Source organism: Mesorhizobium sp. M1273, from assembly GCF_040318195.1.
In the GTDB taxonomy this organism is placed as follows: domain Bacteria; phylum Pseudomonadota; class Alphaproteobacteria; order Rhizobiales; family Rhizobiaceae; genus Mesorhizobium.
The window spans coordinates 74394-95796 of the sequence record NZ_JAMYLV010000002.1 but is presented as its reverse complement, the minus strand read 5'-3'; the positions used below and the strand labels follow the sequence as shown (position 1 = coordinate 95796).

15 protein-coding genes and 1 tRNA gene are annotated in these 21403 nt (G+C 63.3%); 8 read left to right on the top strand and 8 right to left on the bottom strand.

Annotation, left to right across the window (positions count from 1 at the left end):
- Nucleotides 1–74: 74 nt before the first annotated feature.
- The gene (locus NKH30_RS02900) at nucleotides 75–1451 is read left to right on the top strand and encodes a TIGR03808 family TAT-translocated repetitive protein (RefSeq protein ID WP_352994140.1); all 1377 of its coding nucleotides are present in this window, start codon (nucleotides 75–77) and stop codon (nucleotides 1449–1451) included.
- Here the strand turns inward: NKH30_RS02900 and NKH30_RS02895 are convergent.
- Together NKH30_RS02895 and NKH30_RS02890 are read right to left on the bottom strand one after the other, a co-directional pair.
- Nucleotides 1444–2448 (bottom strand): asparaginase, encoded by a 1005-nt coding sequence (locus NKH30_RS02895; protein ID WP_352771889.1) that lies wholly within the window; start codon nucleotides 2446–2448, stop codon nucleotides 1444–1446. The genes NKH30_RS02900 and NKH30_RS02895 overlap by 8 nt on opposite strands.
- 26 nt (nucleotides 2449–2474) lie before the next feature.
- Nucleotides 2475–3641, bottom strand: coding sequence for an acetyl-CoA acetyltransferase (locus NKH30_RS02890; RefSeq protein ID WP_352540731.1), 1167 nt, complete (start codon nucleotides 3639–3641; stop codon nucleotides 2475–2477).
- A 216-nt stretch (nucleotides 3642–3857) separates the two neighbouring features.
- On the opposite strand from NKH30_RS02890, the gene betI reads away from it, so the two are divergent.
- From betI to betB, 5 genes are read left to right on the top strand one after another with little or no spacing between them, the layout of a single operon-like run.
- Nucleotides 3858–4448: a choline-binding transcriptional repressor BetI gene (gene betI / locus NKH30_RS02885; RefSeq protein WP_352770589.1), complete on the top strand. Its 591-nt coding sequence runs from the start codon at nucleotides 3858–3860 to the stop codon at nucleotides 4446–4448.
- Nucleotides 4445–5974, top strand: a complete 1530-nt coding sequence (betC, locus tag NKH30_RS02880; protein WP_352994137.1) for a choline-sulfatase — start codon at nucleotides 4445–4447, stop codon at nucleotides 5972–5974. Before betI ends, betC begins: the two co-directional genes overlap by 4 nt.
- Nucleotides 5974–6981 (top strand): pyridoxal-phosphate dependent enzyme, encoded by a 1008-nt coding sequence (locus NKH30_RS02875; protein ID WP_502911449.1) that lies wholly within the window; start codon nucleotides 5974–5976, stop codon nucleotides 6979–6981. Before betC ends, NKH30_RS02875 begins: the two co-directional genes overlap by 1 nt.
- A gap of 3 nt (nucleotides 6982–6984) precedes the next feature.
- Complete coding sequence (betA, locus tag NKH30_RS02870; RefSeq protein ID WP_352618572.1) at nucleotides 6985–8637, top strand: choline dehydrogenase; 1653 nt, start codon at nucleotides 6985–6987, stop codon at nucleotides 8635–8637.
- A gap of 59 nt (nucleotides 8638–8696) precedes the next feature.
- Nucleotides 8697–10160: a betaine-aldehyde dehydrogenase gene (gene betB, locus NKH30_RS02865; protein ID WP_352994132.1), complete on the top strand. Its 1464-nt coding sequence runs from the start codon at nucleotides 8697–8699 to the stop codon at nucleotides 10158–10160.
- Here the strand turns inward: betB and NKH30_RS02860 are convergent.
- Nucleotides 10124–12394, bottom strand: a complete 2271-nt coding sequence (locus tag NKH30_RS02860) for an AGE family epimerase/isomerase (protein ID WP_352994129.1) — start codon at nucleotides 12392–12394, stop codon at nucleotides 10124–10126. The two genes, betB and NKH30_RS02860, sit on opposite strands and share 37 nt — an antisense overlap.
- 17 nt (nucleotides 12395–12411) lie before the next feature.
- Nucleotides 12412–13926, bottom strand: coding sequence for a phosphomannomutase/phosphoglucomutase (locus tag NKH30_RS02855; RefSeq protein ID WP_502901209.1), 1515 nt, complete (start codon nucleotides 13924–13926; stop codon nucleotides 12412–12414).
- 205 nt (nucleotides 13927–14131) lie between these two features.
- On the opposite strand from NKH30_RS02855, the gene NKH30_RS02850 reads away from it, so the two are divergent.
- Both NKH30_RS02850 and NKH30_RS02845 read left to right on the top strand, forming a co-directional pair.
- A tRNA-Pro gene (locus NKH30_RS02850) sits at nucleotides 14132–14208 on the top strand.
- A 450-nt stretch (nucleotides 14209–14658) separates the two neighbouring features.
- Complete coding sequence (locus NKH30_RS02845) at nucleotides 14659–15735, top strand: site-specific integrase (protein WP_352683821.1); 1077 nt, start codon at nucleotides 14659–14661, stop codon at nucleotides 15733–15735.
- Here the strand turns inward: NKH30_RS02845 and NKH30_RS02840 are convergent.
- The 4 genes from NKH30_RS02840 to NKH30_RS02825 form a co-directional block, all read right to left on the bottom strand.
- Nucleotides 15710–17329, bottom strand: a complete 1620-nt coding sequence (locus tag NKH30_RS02840; RefSeq protein ID WP_352683819.1) for an ABC transporter ATP-binding protein — start codon at nucleotides 17327–17329, stop codon at nucleotides 15710–15712. The two genes, NKH30_RS02845 and NKH30_RS02840, sit on opposite strands and share 26 nt — an antisense overlap.
- Before the next feature lies 1 nt (nucleotide 17330).
- Complete coding sequence (locus NKH30_RS02835) at nucleotides 17331–18449, bottom strand: ABC transporter permease (protein ID WP_352614908.1); 1119 nt, start codon at nucleotides 18447–18449, stop codon at nucleotides 17331–17333.
- The gene (locus NKH30_RS02830; protein WP_352470962.1) at nucleotides 18442–19365 is read right to left on the bottom strand and encodes an ABC transporter permease subunit; all 924 of its coding nucleotides are present in this window, start codon (nucleotides 19363–19365) and stop codon (nucleotides 18442–18444) included. The genes NKH30_RS02835 and NKH30_RS02830 overlap by 8 nt, the downstream gene beginning before the upstream one ends.
- Nucleotides 19366–19531: 166 nt before the next feature.
- The gene (locus NKH30_RS02825) at nucleotides 19532–21124 is read right to left on the bottom strand and encodes a peptide ABC transporter substrate-binding protein (RefSeq protein WP_352614906.1); all 1593 of its coding nucleotides are present in this window, start codon (nucleotides 21122–21124) and stop codon (nucleotides 19532–19534) included.
- Nucleotides 21125–21403 lie beyond the last annotated feature (279 nt).

Here is a 21403-nt window from a genome sequence, read left to right as displayed (position 1 = left end):
TCACCACGAATTCGACCGGGCTAGTCTGGCACGAATCCTGCGGCGTGAGCGTTGGACGCAAGGAATCTGTGCCGATGTTGAACAGAAGAACGCTGCTTGCGCAGACCACCGGCTTTGCCATCATGGGGCTTTCGCTTGGCAAGGCAGCGGGGAAAAACCTGCCAAGCATCGAGAAAGCCGCGATGCGTGGCGCGATCAACGCGACCGAGCTCGGCGTCCGGCCCGGTGCGCTTGACGATCAGAGCAAGGCTTTCACCAAGCTGCTGCGCGACGCGCACGACCGCGACATGCCGGTGTTCCTGCCGCCGGGGATCTATATCGTTTCCAACATGTCGCTGCCCGGCCGCGTGCGCCTGTCCGGCGTGCCGGGCGCATCGCGGATCGTCTATGGCGGCAATGGCCATCTCATCATGGCCGAACGGGCCGAGCACATCGAACTCAGTGGGCTGGTGTTCGATGGCCGCAAACGCTGGATGGGCGACTACACGCAAGGCCTGCTCGATCTGCGCCGCATCGCCCATCTGGTCGTCGACAATTGCCAGCTTACCGGCAGCGGCAAGAACGGTCTGGCGCTCGAGCACGCCTCGGGCCGCATCGAGCGCTTGGAGATTTCCGGTGCGGCCGATGCCGGCATCTATTCGGTCGAGGCCGATGGCCTGGAAATATCAGGCAATAGCGTCTCCGACTGCGCCAATGGCGGCATTCTCGTGCACCGCTGGCAGGCGGCTGAAGACGGCACCATCGTCAGCGGCAACCGGATCGAGCGCATCCAGGCGCGCAGCGGCGGAACCGGCCAGAACGGCAACGGCATCAATGCGTTCCGCGCCGGCAACGTCATCATCTCCGGCAATATTGTCTCGGACTGCGCGTTCTCGGCGATCCGCGCCAACAGTTCCAGCAATTTGCAGATCACCGGCAACACCTGCTCGCGTTCGGGCGAGACGGCCGTGTATTCCGAATTCTCGTTCGAAGGCGCCGTCATCGGCAATAACATCGTCGATGGTGCTGCGAACGGTATTTCGATCGTCAACTTCAACGAAGGCGGCCGCATGGGCGTCTGCTCCGGCAACATCGTCCGCAATCTGTCGACCAGCGGCCCCTACCCTGCCGACGCGCCCGGCTTCGGCGTCGGCATTAGCGTCGAGGCCGACACCACCGTTTCCGGCAACGTCATCGAGAATGCGCCGCTCTACGGCATGCAGATCGGCTGGGGACCGTTCATGCGCAATGTGGTCGCCACGGGAAACATCGTCCGCAAGGCCGGAACCGGCATCGCCGTCAGCGTGGTTGAAGGTGCCGGAACGGCAATCATCTCCGACAATGTCATCGACGGAGTCCAGAACGGCGCGATCGTCGGCCAATGCTGGGCCGAGCGAGTGACCGGTGACCTCGCCGCATCAGGCAATGCCGGCTACGCGCATCTGACCGTCGAGCGCAACCACGTCAGTTGAGGGTGGCCGTCGGCCGGAGCGCGCCGACTTTGGCACCGATCCGGCTCTCGATAGGCGGATTTGCCTGTTCGGTCAGTTTCGCAGCGAGCGCCTGGTCGGCGTGCAGCAGCTTAGCCAGCACGGCCGCGACCATCACTTCAGCGGCGCGGCCGGCGCCATCGTCGCACTTCAGCGCGATGCCAAGGCCAAGCTCCGGAAGGGCTGCACAAAAAACACCCTCGGCGCCTCCCTTGACGAAAATCCGGCCCCGCGCGGCCTCCATCATCGCGACATCGGACCTGCCCGTGCCGGCGACGAAAAACGGCTCGGCCATGCAGGCGGAAAGCAGCCGCTTCGCCGCCCGGGCGCGCACCGGCTCGAACCCGGCACCTGTCGCCATGCGGGCAAAGCCAAGGGCAAAGCTGCGCAGGGGCACGGCATAGGTCGGAATCGAGCAGCCGTCGGTGCCGCGGTGATCGGCGTCATGGGCAGCACCGGTCACCGCCTGCATCGCTTCGCGCACCATCTCCTGCGAGGCGTGGCCAGCCTTGACGTAACCACGATGGGCGATGCCGCTGTGAACGCAGGTGCAGAGAAAGCCCGAGTGCTTGCCGGAACAATTGTTGTGCAGCGCGTTCGGCACGCTGCCGGCGCGGGCAAGTGCCAGGGTCGCTCCATGGCTCGAAGGCCAATGCGCGCCGCATTCGAGTGCCGTCTCGTCCAAGCCGGCCTTCGCCAGCATGGCGCGCGCCAGCTCGACATGTGGCGGCTCGCCGGAATGCGAGGCGCAGGCCAGCGCCAGCTCCCGGTCACCGAAGCCGTAGGCATCGGCAGCGCCGCTCTCGACCAGCGGCAGCGCCTGGATCGCCTTGACCGCCGAACGCGGGAACACCGGTTGTGCCGTGTCGCCGATCTCCCAGACAGGCTTGCCGTCGGCGTCGAAGACGGCAACAGCGCCGCGATGAGCACTCTCGACGATTGGGCCGCGCAAGACTTCGACCAGAACCGGATTTGCCATGTCACCTCCCGCGAATGCGGGCGGGTTTATCTGATCCGGTCGAGAATGGAAACGTAGTTGGCGACCGCGGCACCGCCCATGTTGAAGATGCCGCCGAGTTTTGCTCCCGGCACCTGGATGCCGCCCGCCTCGCCGACAAGCTGCATGGCGCTCAGCACATGCATCGATACGCCGGTGGCACCGATCGGGTGGCCCTTGGCCTTCAGTCCACCGGACGGATTGACCGGCAGCCTTCCATTTTTCGCCGTCTCGCCATCCAGGGCCAGCTTGGCGCCCTCGCCCGGCTTTGCCAGGCCCATCGCCTCATACTCGATCAGTTCGGCGATGGTGAAACAGTCATGCGTCTCGACGAAGGACAGGTCGCCGAGCGTCACGCCCGCCTGCTTCAGCGCCTGGTTCCAGGCCTGCTCGCAGCCTTCGAAGGCGAGAATGTCGCGCTTCGACATCGGCAGGAAATCCTGCACATGCTCATTGGCGCGGAAGGCGACGGCGCGGCGCATCTTCAGCGCCGTGGCCGTGTCGGCAAGGACAAGCGCGGCGGCACCGTCCGACACCAGCGAGCAGTCTGTGCGCTTCAGCGGACCGGCGACGAAGGGGTTTTTTTCGCTTTCCTGCCGGCAGAACTCGTAGCCGAAATCCTTGCGCATCTGCGCGTAGGGATTGTCGACGCCGTTCTTGTGGTTCTTGGCGGCGATCATCGCCAGCGCATCCGACTGGTCGCCGTAGCGCTGGAAATAGGCTTGGGCGATCTTGCCGAAGACGCCGGCGAAGCCTGCCGGCGTGTTGCCGTCCTCCGGCAGATACGAGGCCTTGAGCAGGTTCTTGCCGATCTCGGGACCGGGCGTCGTCGTCATCTGCTCGGCGCCGACCACCAGCACGATACGGGCGGCATTGGCGTCGATGGCGCGGATGCCTTGCCTGACCGCCGCCGAGCCGGTGGCGCAGGCGTTCTCGACGCGGGTCGCCGGCTTGAAGCGCAGCCGGTCGTCGGCCTGGAGGACCAGGCTCGCGGTGAAATCCTGGGCGGAAAACCCGGCGTTGAAGTGGCCGAGCACGATCTCGTCGACGTCATCCGGACCGATGCCGGCATGATCGAGCGCCTCGACTGCCACCTTGGTGATCAGGCCCTCCAGCGTCTCGCCTTCGAGCTTGCCGAAGCGCGAATGCGCCCAACCGACGATGCATGCTGTCATGGCGATCTCCATCCTGTGGACCCGGGCTACGCGATACTGCGCGCGCATCAGCATTGTTCAAGCATGAACCGGCCTCGCGAAGGGGCCAGAACCGCACAATCGCTTGATCTTGATCATCTGGTCATAGTGCCTGACTTTTGCCAGCAAATCAGGGTGGATTTTTGTTGATTGATGCGTCAATAAAAAATAATCTTGCCCCAACAGGCCGGAGCAGGAATGCCGAAACTCGGAATGGAGCCGTTGCGCCGCAGGGCGCTAATCGATGCAACGATCTCGGCGATCGGCGAGCGCGGTTCGCTTGATGTGACGATGTCGGAAATCGCGGGGCGCGCCGGCGTGTCCTCGGCGCTTGCCCACCATTATTTCGGCGTCAAGGACGAATTGCTGTTGGCGACGATGCGGCACATCCTGAGCGAGCTAACCGCCGATACGCGCCGTGCACTTCGCGCGGCCGGCACGGCGCGCCAGCGCGTCTCGGCGGTGGTCGCGGTCAATTTTTCCGACATCCAGTTCCAGCCCGAAACGATCGCCGCCTGGCTCGCCTTCTATGTCGAGGCGCAAAAATCGGCAGCACTTCGACGGCTGCTCAAGGTCTATGCGCGGCGGCTGCATTCCAATCTGCTCAGCGGGCTGACCGGCATCCTGCCGAGAAGCGAGGCCGATCGGGTCGCCGAAGCGACGGCGGCGCTGATCGACGGGCTCTATATCAGGCGCGCGCTGAAGGACGGTGTTCCCGACGCCGCGACCGCGATTGCACTGGTCGAGGACTATCTCGAAACGAAGCTCAGCGGACGGCAGAAGCAGTGACATCCAAGCGACCCAACATCCTGATCGTCATGGTCGATCAGCTCAACGGAACGCTGTTTCCGGATGGGCCGGCGGACTTCCTGCACGCGCCGCATCAGAAGGCGCTCGCCGCGCGTTCGGCGCGTTTTTGCAACAATTACACGGCCTCGCCGCTCTGCGCGCCGGGCCGCGCCGCATTCATGAGCGGCCAGTTGCCGTCACGCACCGGGGTCTATGACAACGCCGCCGAATTCGCGTCTTCGATCCCGACCTTCGCCCATCATCTGCGTGCCGCAGGTTATCACACCTGCCTCTCCGGCAAGATGCATTTCGTCGGGCCGGACCAGTTGCACGGTTTCGAGGAGCGGCTGACCACCGACATCTATCCGGCCGATTTCGGCTGGACACCCGACTATCGCAAACCCGGCGAGCGCATCGACTGGTGGTATCACAATCTCGGCTCCGTCAGCGGCGCCGGTACTGCCGAGATCACCAACCAGCTGGAATATGACGACGAGGTCGCCTTCCATGCGGTGCAGAAGCTCTATGATTTTGCCCGCGTCTCCGACGATGCCGCACATCGGCCCTGGTGCTTGACGGTTTCCTTCACCCATCCGCACGACCCGTATGTCGCGCGGCAGCGCTACTGGGACCTCTACGAGGATTGCCCGGCGCTCGAGCCTGAGGTCGGCTTCATTCCTTACAACAGGCAGGACCCGCATTCGCAGCGGCTCTACCGCGCCAGCGACTATGACAGGTTCGACATCACCGCTGAGCAGATACGCCGCGCACGGCGCGGCTATTTCGCCAACATCTCCTATCTCGACGACAAGCTCGGCGAATTGACGTCGGTGCTCGAGCGCACGCGCATGCTCGACGACACTATCATCTTGTTCTGCTCGGATCACGGCGACATGCTCGGCGAGCGCGGCCTGTGGTTCAAGATGTGCTTCTTCGAAGGTTCGGCGCGGGTGCCGCTGATGATCGCCGGCAAGGGCATCGCCACCGGGCTGGTCGATACGCCGGTCTCCAACCTCGACGTGACGCCGACGCTTTGCGACCTCGCCGGCATCGACATCAGCGCGATTGCGCCGTGGACCGACGGCCAGTCGCTGCTGCCGCTGCTGAATGGAAAGAAGCCCTCCGCGCCGGTGCTGATGGAATATGCCGCCGAAGGCTCGAACGCGCCGATGGTGGCGCTGCGCGAGGGCCGTTACAAATTCATCCATTGCGAGATCGATCCGCCGCAACTGTTTGATCTTGAATCGGATCCGCTGGAATCGACCAACCTCGCCGCCGATCCGGCCAATGCGGCTTTGGTGGCCGCTTTCACCGACAAGGTGCGGGCGCGCTGGGACATGGCGGCGTTCGATGCCGCGGTACGTGCCAGCCAGGCACGCCGCTGGGTGGTCTACCCGGCGCTGCGCAACGGCACCCATTATCCCTGGGAATTCCAGCCGCTGCAGAAGGCATCGGAGCGCTACATGAGAAACCATATGAACCTCGACCTGCTCGAAGAGCAGAAGCGCTTTCCGCGAGGCGAATGATGGCAGACCGTCTCGTCCCCTCGCTCGACCATCTCAGGCAGGCCTATGCCGTCACCTCCAAGGCGACGCAGATCACGCCGCTCCTGGAATCGGCGGCACTTGCCCGCGAGACCGGCGCCGCCCGCATCTTCGTCAAGGCCGAATCGCTGCAATGGGCAGGATCGTTCAAGGTGCGCGGCGCCTACTGGCGGCTGAAGAAGCTCTCGCCTGACGAAACCAAAAAGGGCGTCGTCGCCTACTCCTCCGGCAATTTTGCGCAGGGGCTAGCGGCGGCTGGCCAAGCGCTTGGCATTCCCGTCACCATCGTCATGCCGATCGACGCGCCGGCCGCCAAACGCGATGCCACGTCGGGGTATGGCGCGCGTGTCGTGCTAACCGACCATGGCGAGCGAGCGCGTGAGGAAGTCGCCGCCGCCAGAGCGCGTGAGATCGCCGCGAGCGATGGCTTGGCGCTGCTGCACCCGTTCGACGATCCGGAGATCGTCGCCGGCCAGGCCGGCGCCGGACTGGAGGCACTCGACCAGCTCGCCGCCAGGCAAGTGGAGGCCGATCTCTTGTTCTGTTCGGTCGGCGGTGGCGGGCTGATAGGTGGCGTTTCGCTGGCCTTCCACTATCTGTCGCCCGCCACGGAGATCATCGGCGTCGAGCCGGAAGGTTTTGACGGCATGGGCTCGTCGCTCGCGCATGGCGCCATCGAAACCATGCCGATCGGACCGAGATCGATCTGCGACGGGCTGATGTCGCGGCGGCCCGGCGACGCGCCGTTCGCAGCGGTGACGACCGCCAGTGTTCGCGGCGTCACTGTAGATGATGCGTCGGTGCGGCGCGCCATGCGCATTGCCTTCGAGCGGATGAAGCTAGTGCTTGAGCCATCCGGCGCTGCCTCGCTGGCGGCGGTGCTCGGCGGCAAGGTCGACATAACCGGCAAGACCGTTCTGGTGATGGCAACCGGCGGCAACGTCTCGCTGGCCGATTTCATTGCGCATATGAACCACGGGCGCGCATGAACCATGCTTGAAGCGGATTTCGTCATCATCGGCTCCGGCTCGGCCGGCTCGGCCATGGCCTACCGGCTGTCGGAGGACGGCAAGCATTCGGTGATCGTCATCGAATATGGCGGCAGCGATATCGGGCCGCTGATCCAGATGCCGTCGGCGCTGTCGATCCCGCTCAATATGAGCCTTTACGACTGGGGCTTCGCCAGCGAGCCGGAGCCGCATCTCGGCGGCCGCGTGCTGGCGACGCCGCGCGGCAAGGTCATCGGAGGCTCATCCTCGATCAACGGCATGGTCTATGTGCGCGGCCATGCCCGCGACTTCGACCATTGGGCCGAACAGGGCGCGACCGGCTGGGGCTTTGCCGATGTGCTCCCGTACTTCAAGCGCATGGAAGACAGCAATGGCGGCGAGAATGGCTGGCGCGGCCACGGCGGCCCGCTGACTGTGCAGCGCGGCTCGAGGACGAACCCACTCTACGGCGCCTTCGTCGAGGCAGGCCGTCAGGCCGGTTTCGAGCTGACCGACGACTATAACGGCGCGAAGCAAGAAGGCTTTGGGCCGATGGAGCAGACCATCCGCGGCGGCCGTCGCTGGTCGGCCGCGAGCGCCTATCTGAGGCCGGCGCTGAGGCGGAAAAATGTCAGCCTGGTCAAGGGTTTCGCCCGGCGGGTAATCATCGAGAATCAACGCGCCACCGGCGTCGAGATCGAAGTGCGCAAACGGATTCAGGTGGTCAGAGCGCGGCGCGAGGTGATCGTTGCCGCGTCCTCGATCAACTCGCCCAAGATCCTGATGCTGTCCGGCATCGGCCCCGGCCAGCACCTTAGGGAGAACGGCATCCCGGTGATCGCCGACCGGCCCGGAGTCGGCCGCAATCTGCAGGACCATATGGAACTTTACATCCAGCAGGAATCGACAAAGCCGATCACGCTGAACTCCGTCTTGAACCCGTTCTCGAAGGCGCTGATCGGGGCACAATGGCTGTTCTTCAAATCCGGCCTCGGTGCCACCAATCATTTCGAGGCGGCCGCCTTCGTGCGCTCGCGCGCCGGCGTCGACTATCCCGATATCCAGTATCACTTCATCCCGGCCGCGGTCCGCTATGACGGCAAGGCGGCGGCCAAGGCGCATGGTTTCCAGGCGCATGTCGGGCCGATGCGGTCGAAGTCGCGCGGTTCGGTCACGCTGCGCTCGCCCGATCCCAAATCGAACCCGGTGATCCGCTTCAACTACATGTCGCATCCGGACGACTGGACGGAGTTCCGCCACTGCATCCGGCTGACCCGCGAGATCTTCGGGCAAGCGGCCTTCGATCCGTACCGAGGCAAGGAACTGTCGCCGGGCTCGCATGTACAATCGGATGAAGAGCTCGACGCCTTCATCCGCGACCACGCCGAAAGCGCCTACCACCCTTGCGGCACCTGCAAGTTGGGCCGTGCCGATGATGCGATGAGCGTCGTCGATCCGGAATGCCGCGTCATTGGCGTCGAAGGGCTTCGGGTCGCCGATTCCTCGATCTTTCCACGCGTCACCAACGGCAATCTCAACGCGCCGTCGATCATGACCGGCGAGAAGGCCGCCGACCACATTCTCGGGCGTACGCCGCTGCCACCGTCCAACCAGGAACCATGGATCAATCCGCGCTGGCAGGTGTCGGACAGATAGGCCATGATCCGGCGGACGCATATTCCGCATGCCGCGACAAGACGATTTGGAGAACAGTCATGCGCGCCCAGCCAACGGCATCGCATTATGTCAACGGCCGCTATATCGACGACGAGCGCGGCGCAGCGCTGCCGGTTATCTATCCGGCAACCGGCGAGACCATCGCCATGCTGCGCTCGGCGACGCCGAACGTGCTGGAGCTCGCGATCGAGGCGGGGCGGGCAGCACAACCGGCCTGGGCGCGGCTGAAGGCGGTCGAACGCGGCCGCATCCTGCGCCGTGCCGCCGACATTTTGCGCGCGCGCAATGCCGATCTGGCGCGCATTGAGACGCTGGATACCGGTAAGCCTATCCAGGAGACGCTGGTTGCGGACGCCCCGTCGGCGGCCGACTGCCTGGAATATTTCGGCGGCGCGGTCGCCGCCTTTAATGGCGAGGCCGTGGATCTCGGCGGACCCTTTGCCTATACCAGGCGCGAGGCGCTCGGCGTTTGCGTCGGCATCGGCGCCTGGAACTATCCGATCCAGATCGCCGGCTGGAAATCCGCACCCGCCCTCGCCATGGGCAATGCGATGGTTTTCAAACCATCGGAAAACACGCCGCTATCAGCGCTGGCGCTCGCCGAAATCTATACCGAGGCCGGGCTGCCCGACGGGCTGTTCAACGTCGTGCAGGGTTTTGGCGATGTCGGCGCCGGCCTTGTCGGCCACAATGTCGTCGCCAAGGTCTCGGTGACCGGCTCGGTGCCAACCGGCCGCAAAGTGCTGTCGCTCGCCGGCTCGAAGATGAAGCACGCGACGATGGAGCTCGGCGGCAAGTCGCCGCTGATCGTCTTCGAAGACGCCAACCTCGAAAACGCCATCGGCGGCGCGATGCTCGGCAATTTCTATTCGACCGGCCAGATCTGCTCCAACGGCACGCGGGTCTTCGTGCAGAGTAGCATCCATGACCGTTTCGTCGAGAGGCTGACCGAACGGACGAAGAAAATCCGCATCGGCGATCCGCTCGATCCGGACACGCAGATGGGGCCGCTGGTCTCGAAGGCGCAGCACGACAAGGTGGTCTCTTACATCGAGGCCGGCAAGCAGGATGGCGCGGTGCTCGCCTGCGGCGGCAACGTGCCTTCGCTGCAGGGTTTTCAGGGCGGCTTCTTCGTCGAGCCGACGGTGTTCACCGGTGTCACCGACACGATGCGCATCGCCCGCGAGGAGATTTTCGGGCCGGTTATGAGCGTGCTGAAGTTTGACAGCGAGGACGAGGTGATCGAGCGCGCCAACGACACCGAATTCGGCCTCGCCGCAGGCGTGTTCACGCGAGACCTGGCGCGCGCCCATCGTGTCATCGCCGAACTGCAGGCCGGCACCTGCTGGATCAACGCCTACAATCTGACGCCGGTCGAAATCCCCTTCGGCGGCTTCAAGCAATCCGGCATCGGCCGCGAGAATTCGCTCGCGGCACTGGCGCTCTATTCGCAGCTGAAGTCGGTCTATGTCGAGACCGGGGATGTCGCCAGCCCGTACTGATCCTTGGGCGCCGTGCCGTCCAGATACTGCGTCAGCGCGCAGACGAGATGATAGAAGATGCTGGCCGGCACCTCGCTCGCCAAGGAGCGGCCACGCTCGTCGATGCGGTCGATCCACAGGCCGAGCGGCGCCGGATTGATGTGCCAGCGGAACAGCCGGCCGACCCGTGCTTCGATCTCCGGCTTCAGGTCGGGACCGCCCGAACCGTCCAGCGCGATCGCCGCCTTGATCGCTTCGGCCTGCGGCCAGCTGCGCGAGACGCGGTCGAGCGGCAGGCCTTGCCGCGAGACGGCGCCGTAGGCGAGGCCCGTGGCGCGGTTCAGGCCATTGGCGATCGCCGACGCGTAGAGCTTCCGCGCAAGGCCGGTCAAGCCGCTCTGGCCGCTGCGGCCGGCGAAGTCGACCAGCAGCGAGGCCCATTCGAAATGATGGCCGGGTTCGGTCCACGTGCCCTTCTCACCAGGGGTCGGCCGCCATTCATGGTCGAAATACTCACCCAGCGTCCAGCTTTCCGGGTCGAAGAAATGGCTGCGAAACAGATCGACGATGCGCGCGGCGCGACGAAGATGGGCGCGCTCGCCGGTCGCCTGATGCCAGGCCAGGAATGCCTCGAGCAGATGCATGTGCGGGTTGGAGCGGCGCTCGCCCTCGCCGCTCGAGGTCTCGCGGAAGCCGGTCAGGCGTTCGTCCTCGAGATGCGCGTCGATGAACGCAAAGGTCTCCTGGCCAAGTCGCAACGCATCGGGATTGCCGCACATATGGGCATGTGCCAGCGCCAGGAGCACGCAGGAATGGTCATAGGCATCCTCGGCGGCGTCGGCGACGGTGCCGTCGACGTTGAGCGTGCGTACCCAGCCGCCATTGTCGGTACGTCCGTGCCTGGCCATGAATTCGAGGCCGTGGCTGATCAGCCGATCGGCCGGGCCGTTCCAGCCGCGCGCCTTGGCGACGGCGAAGGCGTAGATCTGCCTGGCCTGCGTGCGCATGCGCTTGGGTTTCATCAGAGGGGTGGCATCGAAGCCGAGCGCCTCGTGGAACCCGCCGTGGCGCTCATCGACGCCGACCGTCGACCACAACGGCACCGTCTCCTCGAACAGCCAATGGTGCACGCGGCGCTGCCAGGCGCCGCTTTCGATGACGCGGTCGTCGGCGGGCGTGAACCTGGTCTCAAGGCGGCCGCTTTTTTCGAGCTGCTCGACGATCTTCTTGACGTTCTGGCTGTGGCTGACCGGGGCGACGAAAGTGGCGTCGGCGGTCGACACGATGGCGACGTCCTTCAGGCCTATGGCAGACAGCAGGCGGCCGTCGCTGCGGATATAGGAGTTCTCGCAATCGATGGCGACGACATCGCCGACGATGACATTGCCCTGCGTGTCGGAGGGGCCGACGTCGAGCAGCGATTGCCAGGAGCCGAGATCGTTCCAGCGAAAGCCGGCCGGCACCATGGCGATGCCGCTGGCGCGCTCCATGATCGCATAGTCGATCGATGTCGATGGGATGGCGGCATAGAGATCCAGAGGCATGTAGAGGCCGGAAAGATCCGATGTCGCAGCCTGGTAGGCAGCCTCTGTGGCGCTCCAGATGTCGGGCTGGAAGGCCATGAACGCGTCGCGCATGGCACTTGCGCGAAACAGGAAGATGCCGGTGTTCCAGTAGAAATTGCCAGCCTTGAGATAGCTCTGCGCCGTGGCGAGATCGGGTTTTTCGACGAAACGCGAGACATCGCAGATGCCATCGCGCTCGCCGGCCACCTCGATGTAGCCGTAACCGGTCTCGGGTTGGGCCGGCTTGATGCCGAACACCACCAGCCTGCCTTGGCGCGCGGCCGCCGTGCCGGCCTCGATGCTCCGCCAGAATTGCTGTGGCGTCGCGATCTCATGATCGGACGGCACCACCAGCACCAGGCTATCGCCGAATTCCGACAGCGTGCGCAGGCTTGCCAAAGCGACGGCCGCGGCAGTATTGCGTCCGGTCGGCTCGAACAGCGGGCCGCCGCCGGAAAGCTCGTGACCGGCAATGTCGGCATGAACGCGGTCGGCATGCCTTTCCGAGGCAATCAGGAAAACCGGCGTTTCGCCTTCCGGCCGCGCGGTCAGCCGGCGCAGCGTCTTGGCCAGCATTGAGCCGTCGCCCGAGAAATCATGGAACTGCTTGGGATTGTCCTCGCGCGACAACGGCCACAGCCGCGAGCCGACGCCGCCGCTCATCACAAAACTGACGATCCGTTCGATCATGAAAACAAGCCCCGCGTTCAAAAAGTCTGATTGTAGGCGCCGACTTCGGGGCTGCGGCGCAGCACCGCATCGACGGCTTCGAACATCTGCCGCCGCCGCTCGGACGATACCGGGCTCTCCACCACCACCACAAGCTCCGGCTTGTTCGATGATGCCCGCACCAACCCCCATGTACCATCCTCCGCCACGACCCTGACGCCGTTGACGGTGATCAGTTCGCCTATCTTCTGGCCGGCGAAGACCGTGCCCTCGTCCTTCATCTTGCGAAAGTCGCCTACGACGCGCTCGACGACGCCGTATTTGAGCTCGTCGGCGCAGTGTGGCGACATGGTCGGCGTGCCAAAGGTCAGCGGCAGATCGCGATAGAGGTCAGCCATGCTGCTTTGCGGGCTGCGATCCAGCATCTGGCAGATGGCGATGGCCGTGACCAGGCCATCGTCATAGCCGCGGCCGATCGGAGGATTGAAGAAGAAGTGGCCCGATTTCTCAAAACCAGCAACGGCGCCGAGTTCGGCCACCCGCCGCTTGATATAGGAGTGACCGGTCTTCCAATAGTCGGTGACCGCGCCATTCTCCTGCAGCACCTTGTCAGTCATGAACAATCCGGTCGACTTGACGTCGACGACGAAAGTCGAGCCGGGATAGAGGTGCGAAATGTCGCGCGCCAGCATGACGCCGACCTTGTCGGCGAAGATCTCGTTGCCTTCATTGTCGACCACGCCGCAGCGATCGCCGTCGCCGTCGAAGCCTAGCCCGACATCGGCGCCCGTTTCCAGCACCTTGTCGCGAATGGCGTGCAGCATCTGCATGTCTTCGGGGTTGGGATTGTAATTGGGAAACGTATGATCGAGCTCGACGTCGAGCGGGATGACCTCGCAGCCGATACTTTCCAGTGCCTCGGGAGCGAAAGCCCCGGCGGTGCCGTTGCCGCAGGCGGCCACCACCTTAAGCTTTCTCGAGATGCGCTTTCCCGCGGTCAGATCGTCAAGGTAGGTTTTGCGGAAATCCGCAACGAAGGCGTAGGAGCCGCCACCGACAAGGTCGAAATCGCCTGACAGCACGATCGCCTTCAGCGCGCTCATCTCCTCCGGACCGAAGGTCAGCGGGCGCGCCGCGCCCATCTTGACGCCGGTCCAGCCATTCTCGTTGTGCGAGGCAGTGACCATGGCGACGGAGGGCGTGTCGAGCGCGAACTGGGCGAAATAAGCCATCGGCGACAGGGCAAGCCCGACATCCTTGACCCGTGCGCCGGCCGCCATCAGCCCGGAAACCAGCGCCAGCTTGATGGCAAGCGAATAGGAGCGGAAATCGTGACCGGTGACGATGTCGGGTCCGGCACCCAGGCGACGGATCAGCGTGCCGAGCCCCATGCCGAGCGCCTGGACGCCGATTAGATTGAGTTCCGGCGTTTCGTTCGAGCCGGGATGGCCGAACCACCAGCGCGCATCATATTCGCGAAACCCGGACGGCATGATGAGCGCCGAGGTTTCGAACTCGAATGTGTTTGGTCTGGCATCGCTAACGATCTTCATCGACAAGGCTGCAAACTCCAGGCGGCTGAATCAGGTGCTTCGAGGCAAGTGGACGGTTACCCAGATGCCCTTTAAGCCGTGTTTGTGCGACAGGAAACTGAAACCTGTATGACGTGGCGGCGAAAGCGAAAGAAATGCGACAGAAGCGCTGCCATTGGCGCTTGCAGTAACCAAACTCGGCGGCTATAAGCCCGCGGTCTGGTCACGGAGTGTAGCGCAGCCTGGTAGCGCACATCGTTCGGGACGATGGGGTCGCAGGTTCAAATCCTGCCACTCCGACCAGAAAAAACATTGTCCAACCCGGGAGGCAATGGCTCAGGGCTCGTAGGGGCTCTTCCAAGTTGCGCCTGTACATTCGACAAAAAGAGGTTTGGCCGAGGAGAGGCTACGCGGTGCCCGCAGTGGCATCGGATCGCGGCTATTGCTAACGCATGTTCCTCACCGAAAAAAGCGAGATTTCCAAGGCACCGGAAACCTCCCCCGCTTCGAAACGCCAAATCGTCCCGTGAAGGCCGGCGTGAGATTTACACCTCAGTTGCAACCGGAACATGGGATAACCCGAGCCACCATTTTGATGCGGCTGTCAGCTACCCTCCGGGAATGCACCAAGACTCGTCGTCCGGCGGGAAAGCCAAGCCGGCGCGATTCTGCGCCGCCTTTCGCAAGTCTTTGCATCTCACGGCACTATCGCCCATTTTGCTTGTTGCAAAGCCGGTCTTGTCGCCTCTTCTAGTGATCCCCGTCCGCAGGACGAACAACTTCGGAGCAAAAAAGGGGACCATTGTGACGACCCATCATCATGCCCGCACGGGAGCGGTGTCTAGCGCTTCAGGTATGCTGCGCCCTCAACTCGGGCCTGCCGCCGCAGGCAAATATCAGCGCCCGATCTCCAGGGCCGATGCCCGCCGCCTGACTGTCGGTGACATCCTCGCCGCCTATACCGAAGCACGCCAGGCCAAGATTGCCGGTCGCAAGGAATTTCTCGCCAGGATGCGTTTTCTGAACGAATTCTTCGGCACCGAGCCGGTCGCCAACATCAATGGAGATCGCTGCCGCGCCTATGTCGAGCACCGTTCGCGCGAGCGCAATCGGGTAGAGCGTGAGCGAATCGCCAAGCTCAACGCTGCGGCGATGGAGACCCGCCGTGCGTTACTCCCGGCGTGGCGAGACAAGGACTTTACATCAGGCCCGCGTCGCGATCTTGAGGACCTCCGCTCGGCGATCAACTTTTGGGCCAAGGAATACGGTCTCGATCCGAAGCCGTCCGTCACCTTACCAGACAAACCAGCAGCGCGCGAGCGCTGGCTGACGCGCGAGGAAGCAGCGGGACTGCTGCGCGCGGCATTGCGGCTGCGCCGGAAGCACGGTCAGTACGCTCATCTCTGCCGCTTTATCATTGTGGGGCTCTACACTGGCTGCCGACATCGTTCAATCCTGCAACTCAATTGGGATGGCGAGGCCGCAGAAGCTTGGCCGGACCTAGGCCGCGGCGTGCTCTATTGCAAAGATCAGCACGCGAAAAAAAGCAAGAAATGGCGTCCGCCGACGCGACTGCCGTCACGGCTGATCGCCCATATGCGCCGCTGGAAGCGTATTGATTGCGACTGCGGGCCGGTCGTCCATGACAGCCTGGGCGAACCGACAAAGCGCATCGAGAAGGCGTTCCGCACCTGCCGCGTGGAAGCCGGGCTCGGCGACGATGTCACCCCGAATGTGCTTCGCTATACCCGCGCCATGTGGCCTGTGCTGTGCGACGTCGACATGTGGCGGATCGCCAGCAAGGCTATGCGCTCAGGCGAAATCGCGTGACATCGATGGCCGCGGCCATCAGTGTCTGTGTGTAGGTTGCCAGCGGATTGCTGAAGATCGCCTCGGCCGGCCCCTCCTCGACGATCTTGCCCTGTTTCATGACGATGATGTAGTCGGCCATGGCGCGCACAACGGCGAGATCGTGGCTGATGAACAGATAGGACAGTTCGTGGTCGGCCTGCAGCTTGCGTAGCAATTCGACGATCTGCTTCTGCACGGAGCGGTCCAGCGCCGAGGTCGGCTCGTCCAGCACCACCACTTTAGGCTTGAGTATCATGGCGCGCGCAATGGCGATGCGCTGCCGCTGACCGCCGGAGAATTCATGCGGATAGCGGTTGCGCGTGTTCGGGTCGAGCCCGACTTCGAGCAAGGCATCGACCGCGCGGAGATCGCGCTGCCTGCCCGACAGATTGGGCTCATGGACCAGGAGCCCCTCGGTGATGATCTGGCCGACGGTCATGCGTGGCGACAGCGAGCCGAACGGATCCTGGAAAACCAGCTGCAATTCGCGCCGCAGCGGCCTCATCGCCTGGCGGTCGGCGTGGGAAATGTCGCGGTCACCAAGCCGGATGATACCGTCGCTGGGCAGGAGCCGCAGCAAGGCGCGGCCGAGCGTCGATTTTCCCGAGCCGGATTCGCCGACGATGCCGATCGTCTGGTTGCGCTTCAGCCGTATCGAAATGTGATCGACGGCGCGCAGCAGCAGCGGCTCGCCGCCAAGAAATCCGCCGCCGATCTTGAAGGTCACCTCGACGTTCCTGCCTTCAAGCAGGACAGGGGCATTCGGAGGCGGCGGCGCCTTGGTGCCGGTCGGCTCGGCGGCAAGTAGCATCTTGGTGTAGCCGTGCTGCGGGTTGGCGAAGATCGCTTCCGCCTCGCCCTCCTCGACCACCTCGCCATAGCGCATCACATAGACCCGATCGGCAAAGCGCCGGACGATGCCGAGATCGTGGGTGATGAAGACGATCGCCATGCCGAGCTTGCGCTGCAATTCGGCGAGCAGCATGAGGATCTGCGCCTGGATGGTGACGTCGAGCGCGGTCGTCGGCTCGTCGGCGATCAGTATGTCGGGGTCGTTGGCCAGCGCCATGGCGATCATGACGCGCTGGCGCTGACCGCCCGACAACTCGTGCGGATAGGATTTCATCCGCCGCTCCGGATCGGGAATATGGACCAGCCGCAGCAGCTTGAGCGCCTCCTCGCGCGCCGCGGCGGCGCCAAGTCCGCGATGCTTGCGGATCGGCTCGATCAGCTGGTTGCCGATCGAATAGAGCGGGTCTAGCGACGTCATCGGCTCCTGGAAGATCATGCTGATCTTGCGGCCGCGGATCTTGTTGAGCTCGGGTTTGCTCAAGGTCAAAAGATTGCGGCCGCGATAATCGACTGTGCCGCTGGCTTCGCCGTTCGAGGCGAGCAGGCTCATCGCCGCCATCATCGTCTGGCTCTTGCCGGAACCGGATTCGCCGACGACGGCGACGGTTTCGCCTGATTTGACGTGGATATTGATGCCCTTCACCGCCTCCACCACACCGTCGAGGGTGCGGAAGCGGACGCGAAGGTCCTTGACGCTGAGGATGGTATCGGAAGCAGCCATCTCAACGATCCTTCGGGTCGAGCGCGTCGCGCAGCCCATCTCCGACGAAATTCAGCGCGAACAGCGTGGAGACGAGAAAGAAGGCCGGGAACAGAAGCAGCCAGTTGGCCGAGCCGATGTTCTGGGCGCCAACCGAGATCAGCACGCCCCAGCTGGTCATCGGCTCCTGGACGCCGAGCCCGAGGAACGACAAAAAACTCTCCAGGATAATGACCTGCGGCACCAGCAGCGTCATGTAGATCACCACCGGCCCGAGCAAATTGGGGATCACATGGCGCAGCAGAATGCCGCGCTGGCCGACGCCCATCGCCTCCGCCGCCTGGACATATTCCTGCCGGCGGATCGACAGCGCTTGTCCGCGCACGATGCGCGCCATGTCGAGCCACAGCACCGCGCCGACCGCCAGGAACATCAGCACGAAGTTCCTGCCGAAAAACACCACCAGCATGATGACGAAGAAGATGAACGGCAAAGAATAAAGCACGTCGACGACACGCATCATCACCTCGTCGACCCTGCCGCCGGCAAGACCGGCGGTGGCGCCGTAGAGCACGCCGATGACCACGGCCACAATGCCGGCAAGCAGGCCGATGGCCAGCGATATGCGCCCGGCCATCAGCGTTCTGGACAGGAGATCGCGGCCGGTATTGTCGGTGCCGAACAGGAAATATTGCTGCTTGATTGAGGCACTCATCACCATTTCGAGACCGTCCGGCGATTTGCTCTCGATCTTTGTGTCATCAAAGGTATCGGAACGATCAAGGTAGCGAATGTTGCGGTCGTCGATCGGCTTGGACGATTTGACGGTAACGAACACACGGCTGCCCTCCTGCCGCCACTCCTTGATGTCGACGCGCATACGCCTGATCGCCTCATCGAGAGCGCCTTCGATCATGTCGGCCTTCGGATAGGCGGAGAAGCTCGGCGGCGTACGGACATAGTCGGCATAGATGGTGGTGTATTGGTGCGGCACGAAAGAGGGCCCAAACACGCTGATGACGGCGATGAAGGCAAGATAATAGAGGCTGAACATGGCCGCGCGATTGGCCTTGAGGCGCGCCCAGGCGTCACCCCACAGGGACCGGCCGACGACCGGTGCGGCAACTGCGATATCAGTCATAGCGCACCCTCGGATCGACGACCCCATAGAGGACGTCGACGATCAGGTTGAAGACAATGGTGAAGAGCGCGATGACCACCACCGTCCCCATCACCAGCGTGTAGTCGCGGTTGAGTGCAGCAACGACAAAATGGCGGCCGATGCCCGGGATAGAGAAGATGGTCTCGACGATGACCGAGCCGGTGAGAAGGGCTGCGGCTGCCGGACCGGTGAAGGAGACGATCGGCAGGATGGCGCCGCGCAGCGCATGCTTGACGACGACCGACCAGTCGGACAGGCCGAGAGCGCGCGCGGTGCGGATGTGATGCGAGTGCAGCGATTCGATCATCGAGCCGCGCATCAGGCGGGCAACGATGGCGATCTGCGGCAGAGCGAGCGTCAGTACCGGGCCGACCTTGTTGATGAGGGCTCCATCGCCCCAGCCGCCGATCGGCAGCAGCTTCCAGGTCAATCCGAATACAAGCTGGATTATCGGGGCGATGACGAAGGTTGGTATGGTGCTGCCGGCGGTCGCCAGCGCGATCACCGAATAGTCGGCAAGCTTGTTCTGGTTGAGCGCGGCAACAGTGCCGAGCACGCTGCCGAGGAGCAGCGCCAGAACGAGCGCCGAAGCGCCAAGTTGGATCGAGATCGGCAGGCCTTCCCTGAACAACTCGCCGACGGTGAAATCCGGCATGTTGTAGCTGGGGCCGAAATTGCCGCGCAGAAGATTGCCTAAATAATGGAGGTACTGCAGCCAGAGCGGGTCGTTGAGCCCGAACTGGGCTTCGAGATTGGCCCTGATCTCGGGGCTCAGGCCCCGCTCCTGGTTGAACGGGCCGCCCGGCGCGACGCGTATCAGGAAGAACGCTATAGTCACGATGACGAACAGCGTCGGGATGGCGGTCAGGAGCCGCCGGAAAACGAATCGCAGCATCGATGCCCCGCTTGATCCAGAGCAGCGCGCGTCCGGCTGGACGATTGCGCTCTAGCCTTCAAATTTTCGCACCGACATTGTCGAAAATCGAGTCCGGTTCCCGGGCCGATGCGATGGCAAACCGGCGCCGCCGCGCATTGAGTCGCGCGGCGGCCTGGCTAAGGGATCAGTCCTTGCTGATGAAGCGGGACGGATGGATGTCCATCACATTGTCGTCGAAGCCGTGCAGCTTCGAGGAAACGATGTCGTGGTAGCTGTAGTAGAGAAGCGGGATCTCGCCGACGTCGTCGACGAGGATGCGCTCGGCCTCGGCGAGCTCCTTCATGCGCTGTTCGGGCTTGCCGCCGGCGGCGGCGGCCTTGTCCATGGCCGCCTCGAATTTCGGGCTGTTATAGCTCGAATAATTGTTGCCGCTGGCCTTGCGAGATATGCCGAGGAAGGTTTCCGGGTCCTTGTAATCGGCGATCCAGGCGGCACGCGCCACATCGTAGTCGCCCTTCTGCTCGAGGAAGGAGTAGTGGGTCTTGGTGTCGGTGTTGAGCAGCGTGACCTCGACGCCAAGCGGCTTCAACTGTTCCTGGATGGCGACAGCGGTGTTCTTGTGGTTTTCAGAGGTGTTGTAGCGGATCTGCATCTTCAACGGATGCTCGGGTGTATAGCCGAGTTTCTCGAGGATCTTCTTGGCAGCGTCCTCGCGGTCGATCTGCGGCATGTCGGCGTATTTGGCCAGTGCCGGCGTGTAGCCCTGGATACCCGGAGGGACCATCGAATAGCCGGGCAGCATCGAATTCTGCCAGACTTTTTCAGCGAGGAAGTCGCGATCGATCGCCATCGAGATAGCGTTGCGCAGTTCGACGTTGTCCCAAGGCGCCTTGTCGGTCTTGATCGCGTAATAGTAGATGCCGAGATATGGCCCGACACGGACCTGGTCGCCGAATTTGGTCTTGAGATCGGCGAGCTGTTCGGTCGGCAGGTCACCGTAACTGTCGAATTCGCCGGCCTCGAAGCGCTTCATCGCCGACGAGCGATCCTCGGTCGGGATGTAGTTGACCACGTCCAACTTGACGCTGGCGGCGTCCCAGAATTTCGGATTCTTGACCAGCTTCAGATGGTCGTTGGGAATCCACTCTGCCGCTGTAAAGGCCCCGTTCGAGACCAGCTTGCCTGCCTTGATCCAGTCGGCGCCAAGCTTTTCGATAGACGCCTTGTTAACTGGATAGGTCGCCTGATGGGTCAGCATCTCCAGGAAGTAAGGCGTTGGCGCCTTGAGCGTGACTTCGAGGGTATTTGCGTCAATCGCCTTGACGCCCATATCCTCCGGCTTGCCCTTCTTGGTGTTGACTTCCTCGGCACCCTTCACTGGATAGAGCATGGAAGCGTATTCCGCAGCGGTGGCCGGATCTTCCAGCCGACGGAACGAATAAACGAAGTCGTCCGCCGTCACCGGGCTGCCATCCGACCAGAGGCCGTCCTTGCGCAGCTTGAAGGTGTAGACAGTGCCGTCGTCGGACACCGTCCAGCTTTCAGCGGCGCCCGGAATGAGATTCGTCTTCTGGTCATGCATCACGAGGCCCTGGAACAGGTCGCGTATGATATCGGCTTCGTAGACCGTCGAGGTCTTGTGCGGATCGAGCGTCTCCGCTTCGGCGGCGGCTCCGCGGTTGTAGACGGTCTCGGCGAAAGCCGGCGTGTAGAACGTACCGGCGGCCAAGACCATGGTCGTGGCGAGTACCGTCGCCTTCAGCACATGTTTCAACATGGAGTTCTCCCTAATGACGTCGCCCTTCGGCCACGTCTCTAAGTGTTGACGCCCCGAAACCGATTGGTTGGTTCCTTTCGAGCGCGCAGCCGGTTCCCTCTCCGGCAGCTGGTGGCCAAACAGTAACGTGGAGATTTTTTATTTCAACAGACTCTCGGGGTCACCCAAAGTAAGGGGGCCGGGGCAGTCGTTTTGCGGGCGGCCAATCAATGGTCGAAACCATGAGTTTGACTGGGTTTCCTGGCCAGAACGCCGATCTGGGAAATAATCTGGCCGATC

Coding starts and splice junctions, on each gene's coding strand:
- NKH30_RS02900 (WP_352994140.1), top strand. CDS start 75: ATGTTGAACAGAAGAACGCTGCTTGCGCAGACCACCGGCTTTGCCATC.
- NKH30_RS02895 (WP_352771889.1), bottom strand. CDS start 2,448: ATGGCAAATCCGGTTCTGGTCGAAGTCTTGCGCGGCCCAATCGTCGAG.
- NKH30_RS02890 (WP_352540731.1), bottom strand. CDS start 3,641: ATGACAGCATGCATCGTCGGTTGGGCGCATTCGCGCTTCGGCAAGCTC.
- betI (WP_352770589.1), top strand. CDS start 3,858: ATGCCGAAACTCGGAATGGAGCCGTTGCGCCGCAGGGCGCTAATCGAT.
- NKH30_RS02875 (WP_502911449.1), top strand. CDS start 5,974: ATGGCAGACCGTCTCGTCCCCTCGCTCGACCATCTCAGGCAGGCCTAT.
- betA (WP_352618572.1), top strand. CDS start 6,985: ATGCTTGAAGCGGATTTCGTCATCATCGGCTCCGGCTCGGCCGGCTCG.
- betB (WP_352994132.1), top strand. CDS start 8,697: ATGCGCGCCCAGCCAACGGCATCGCATTATGTCAACGGCCGCTATATC.
- NKH30_RS02860 (WP_352994129.1), bottom strand. CDS start 12,394: ATGATCGAACGGATCGTCAGTTTTGTGATGAGCGGCGGCGTCGGCTCG.
- NKH30_RS02855 (WP_502901209.1), bottom strand. CDS start 13,926: ATGAAGATCGTTAGCGATGCCAGACCAAACACATTCGAGTTCGAAACC.
- NKH30_RS02840 (WP_352683819.1), bottom strand. CDS start 17,329: ATGGCTGCTTCCGATACCATCCTCAGCGTCAAGGACCTTCGCGTCCGC.
- NKH30_RS02835 (WP_352614908.1), bottom strand. CDS start 18,449: ATGACTGATATCGCAGTTGCCGCACCGGTCGTCGGCCGGTCCCTGTGG.
- NKH30_RS02830 (WP_352470962.1), bottom strand. CDS start 19,365: ATGCTGCGATTCGTTTTCCGGCGGCTCCTGACCGCCATCCCGACGCTG.
- NKH30_RS02825 (WP_352614906.1), bottom strand. CDS start 21,124: ATGTTGAAACATGTGCTGAAGGCGACGGTACTCGCCACGACCATGGTC.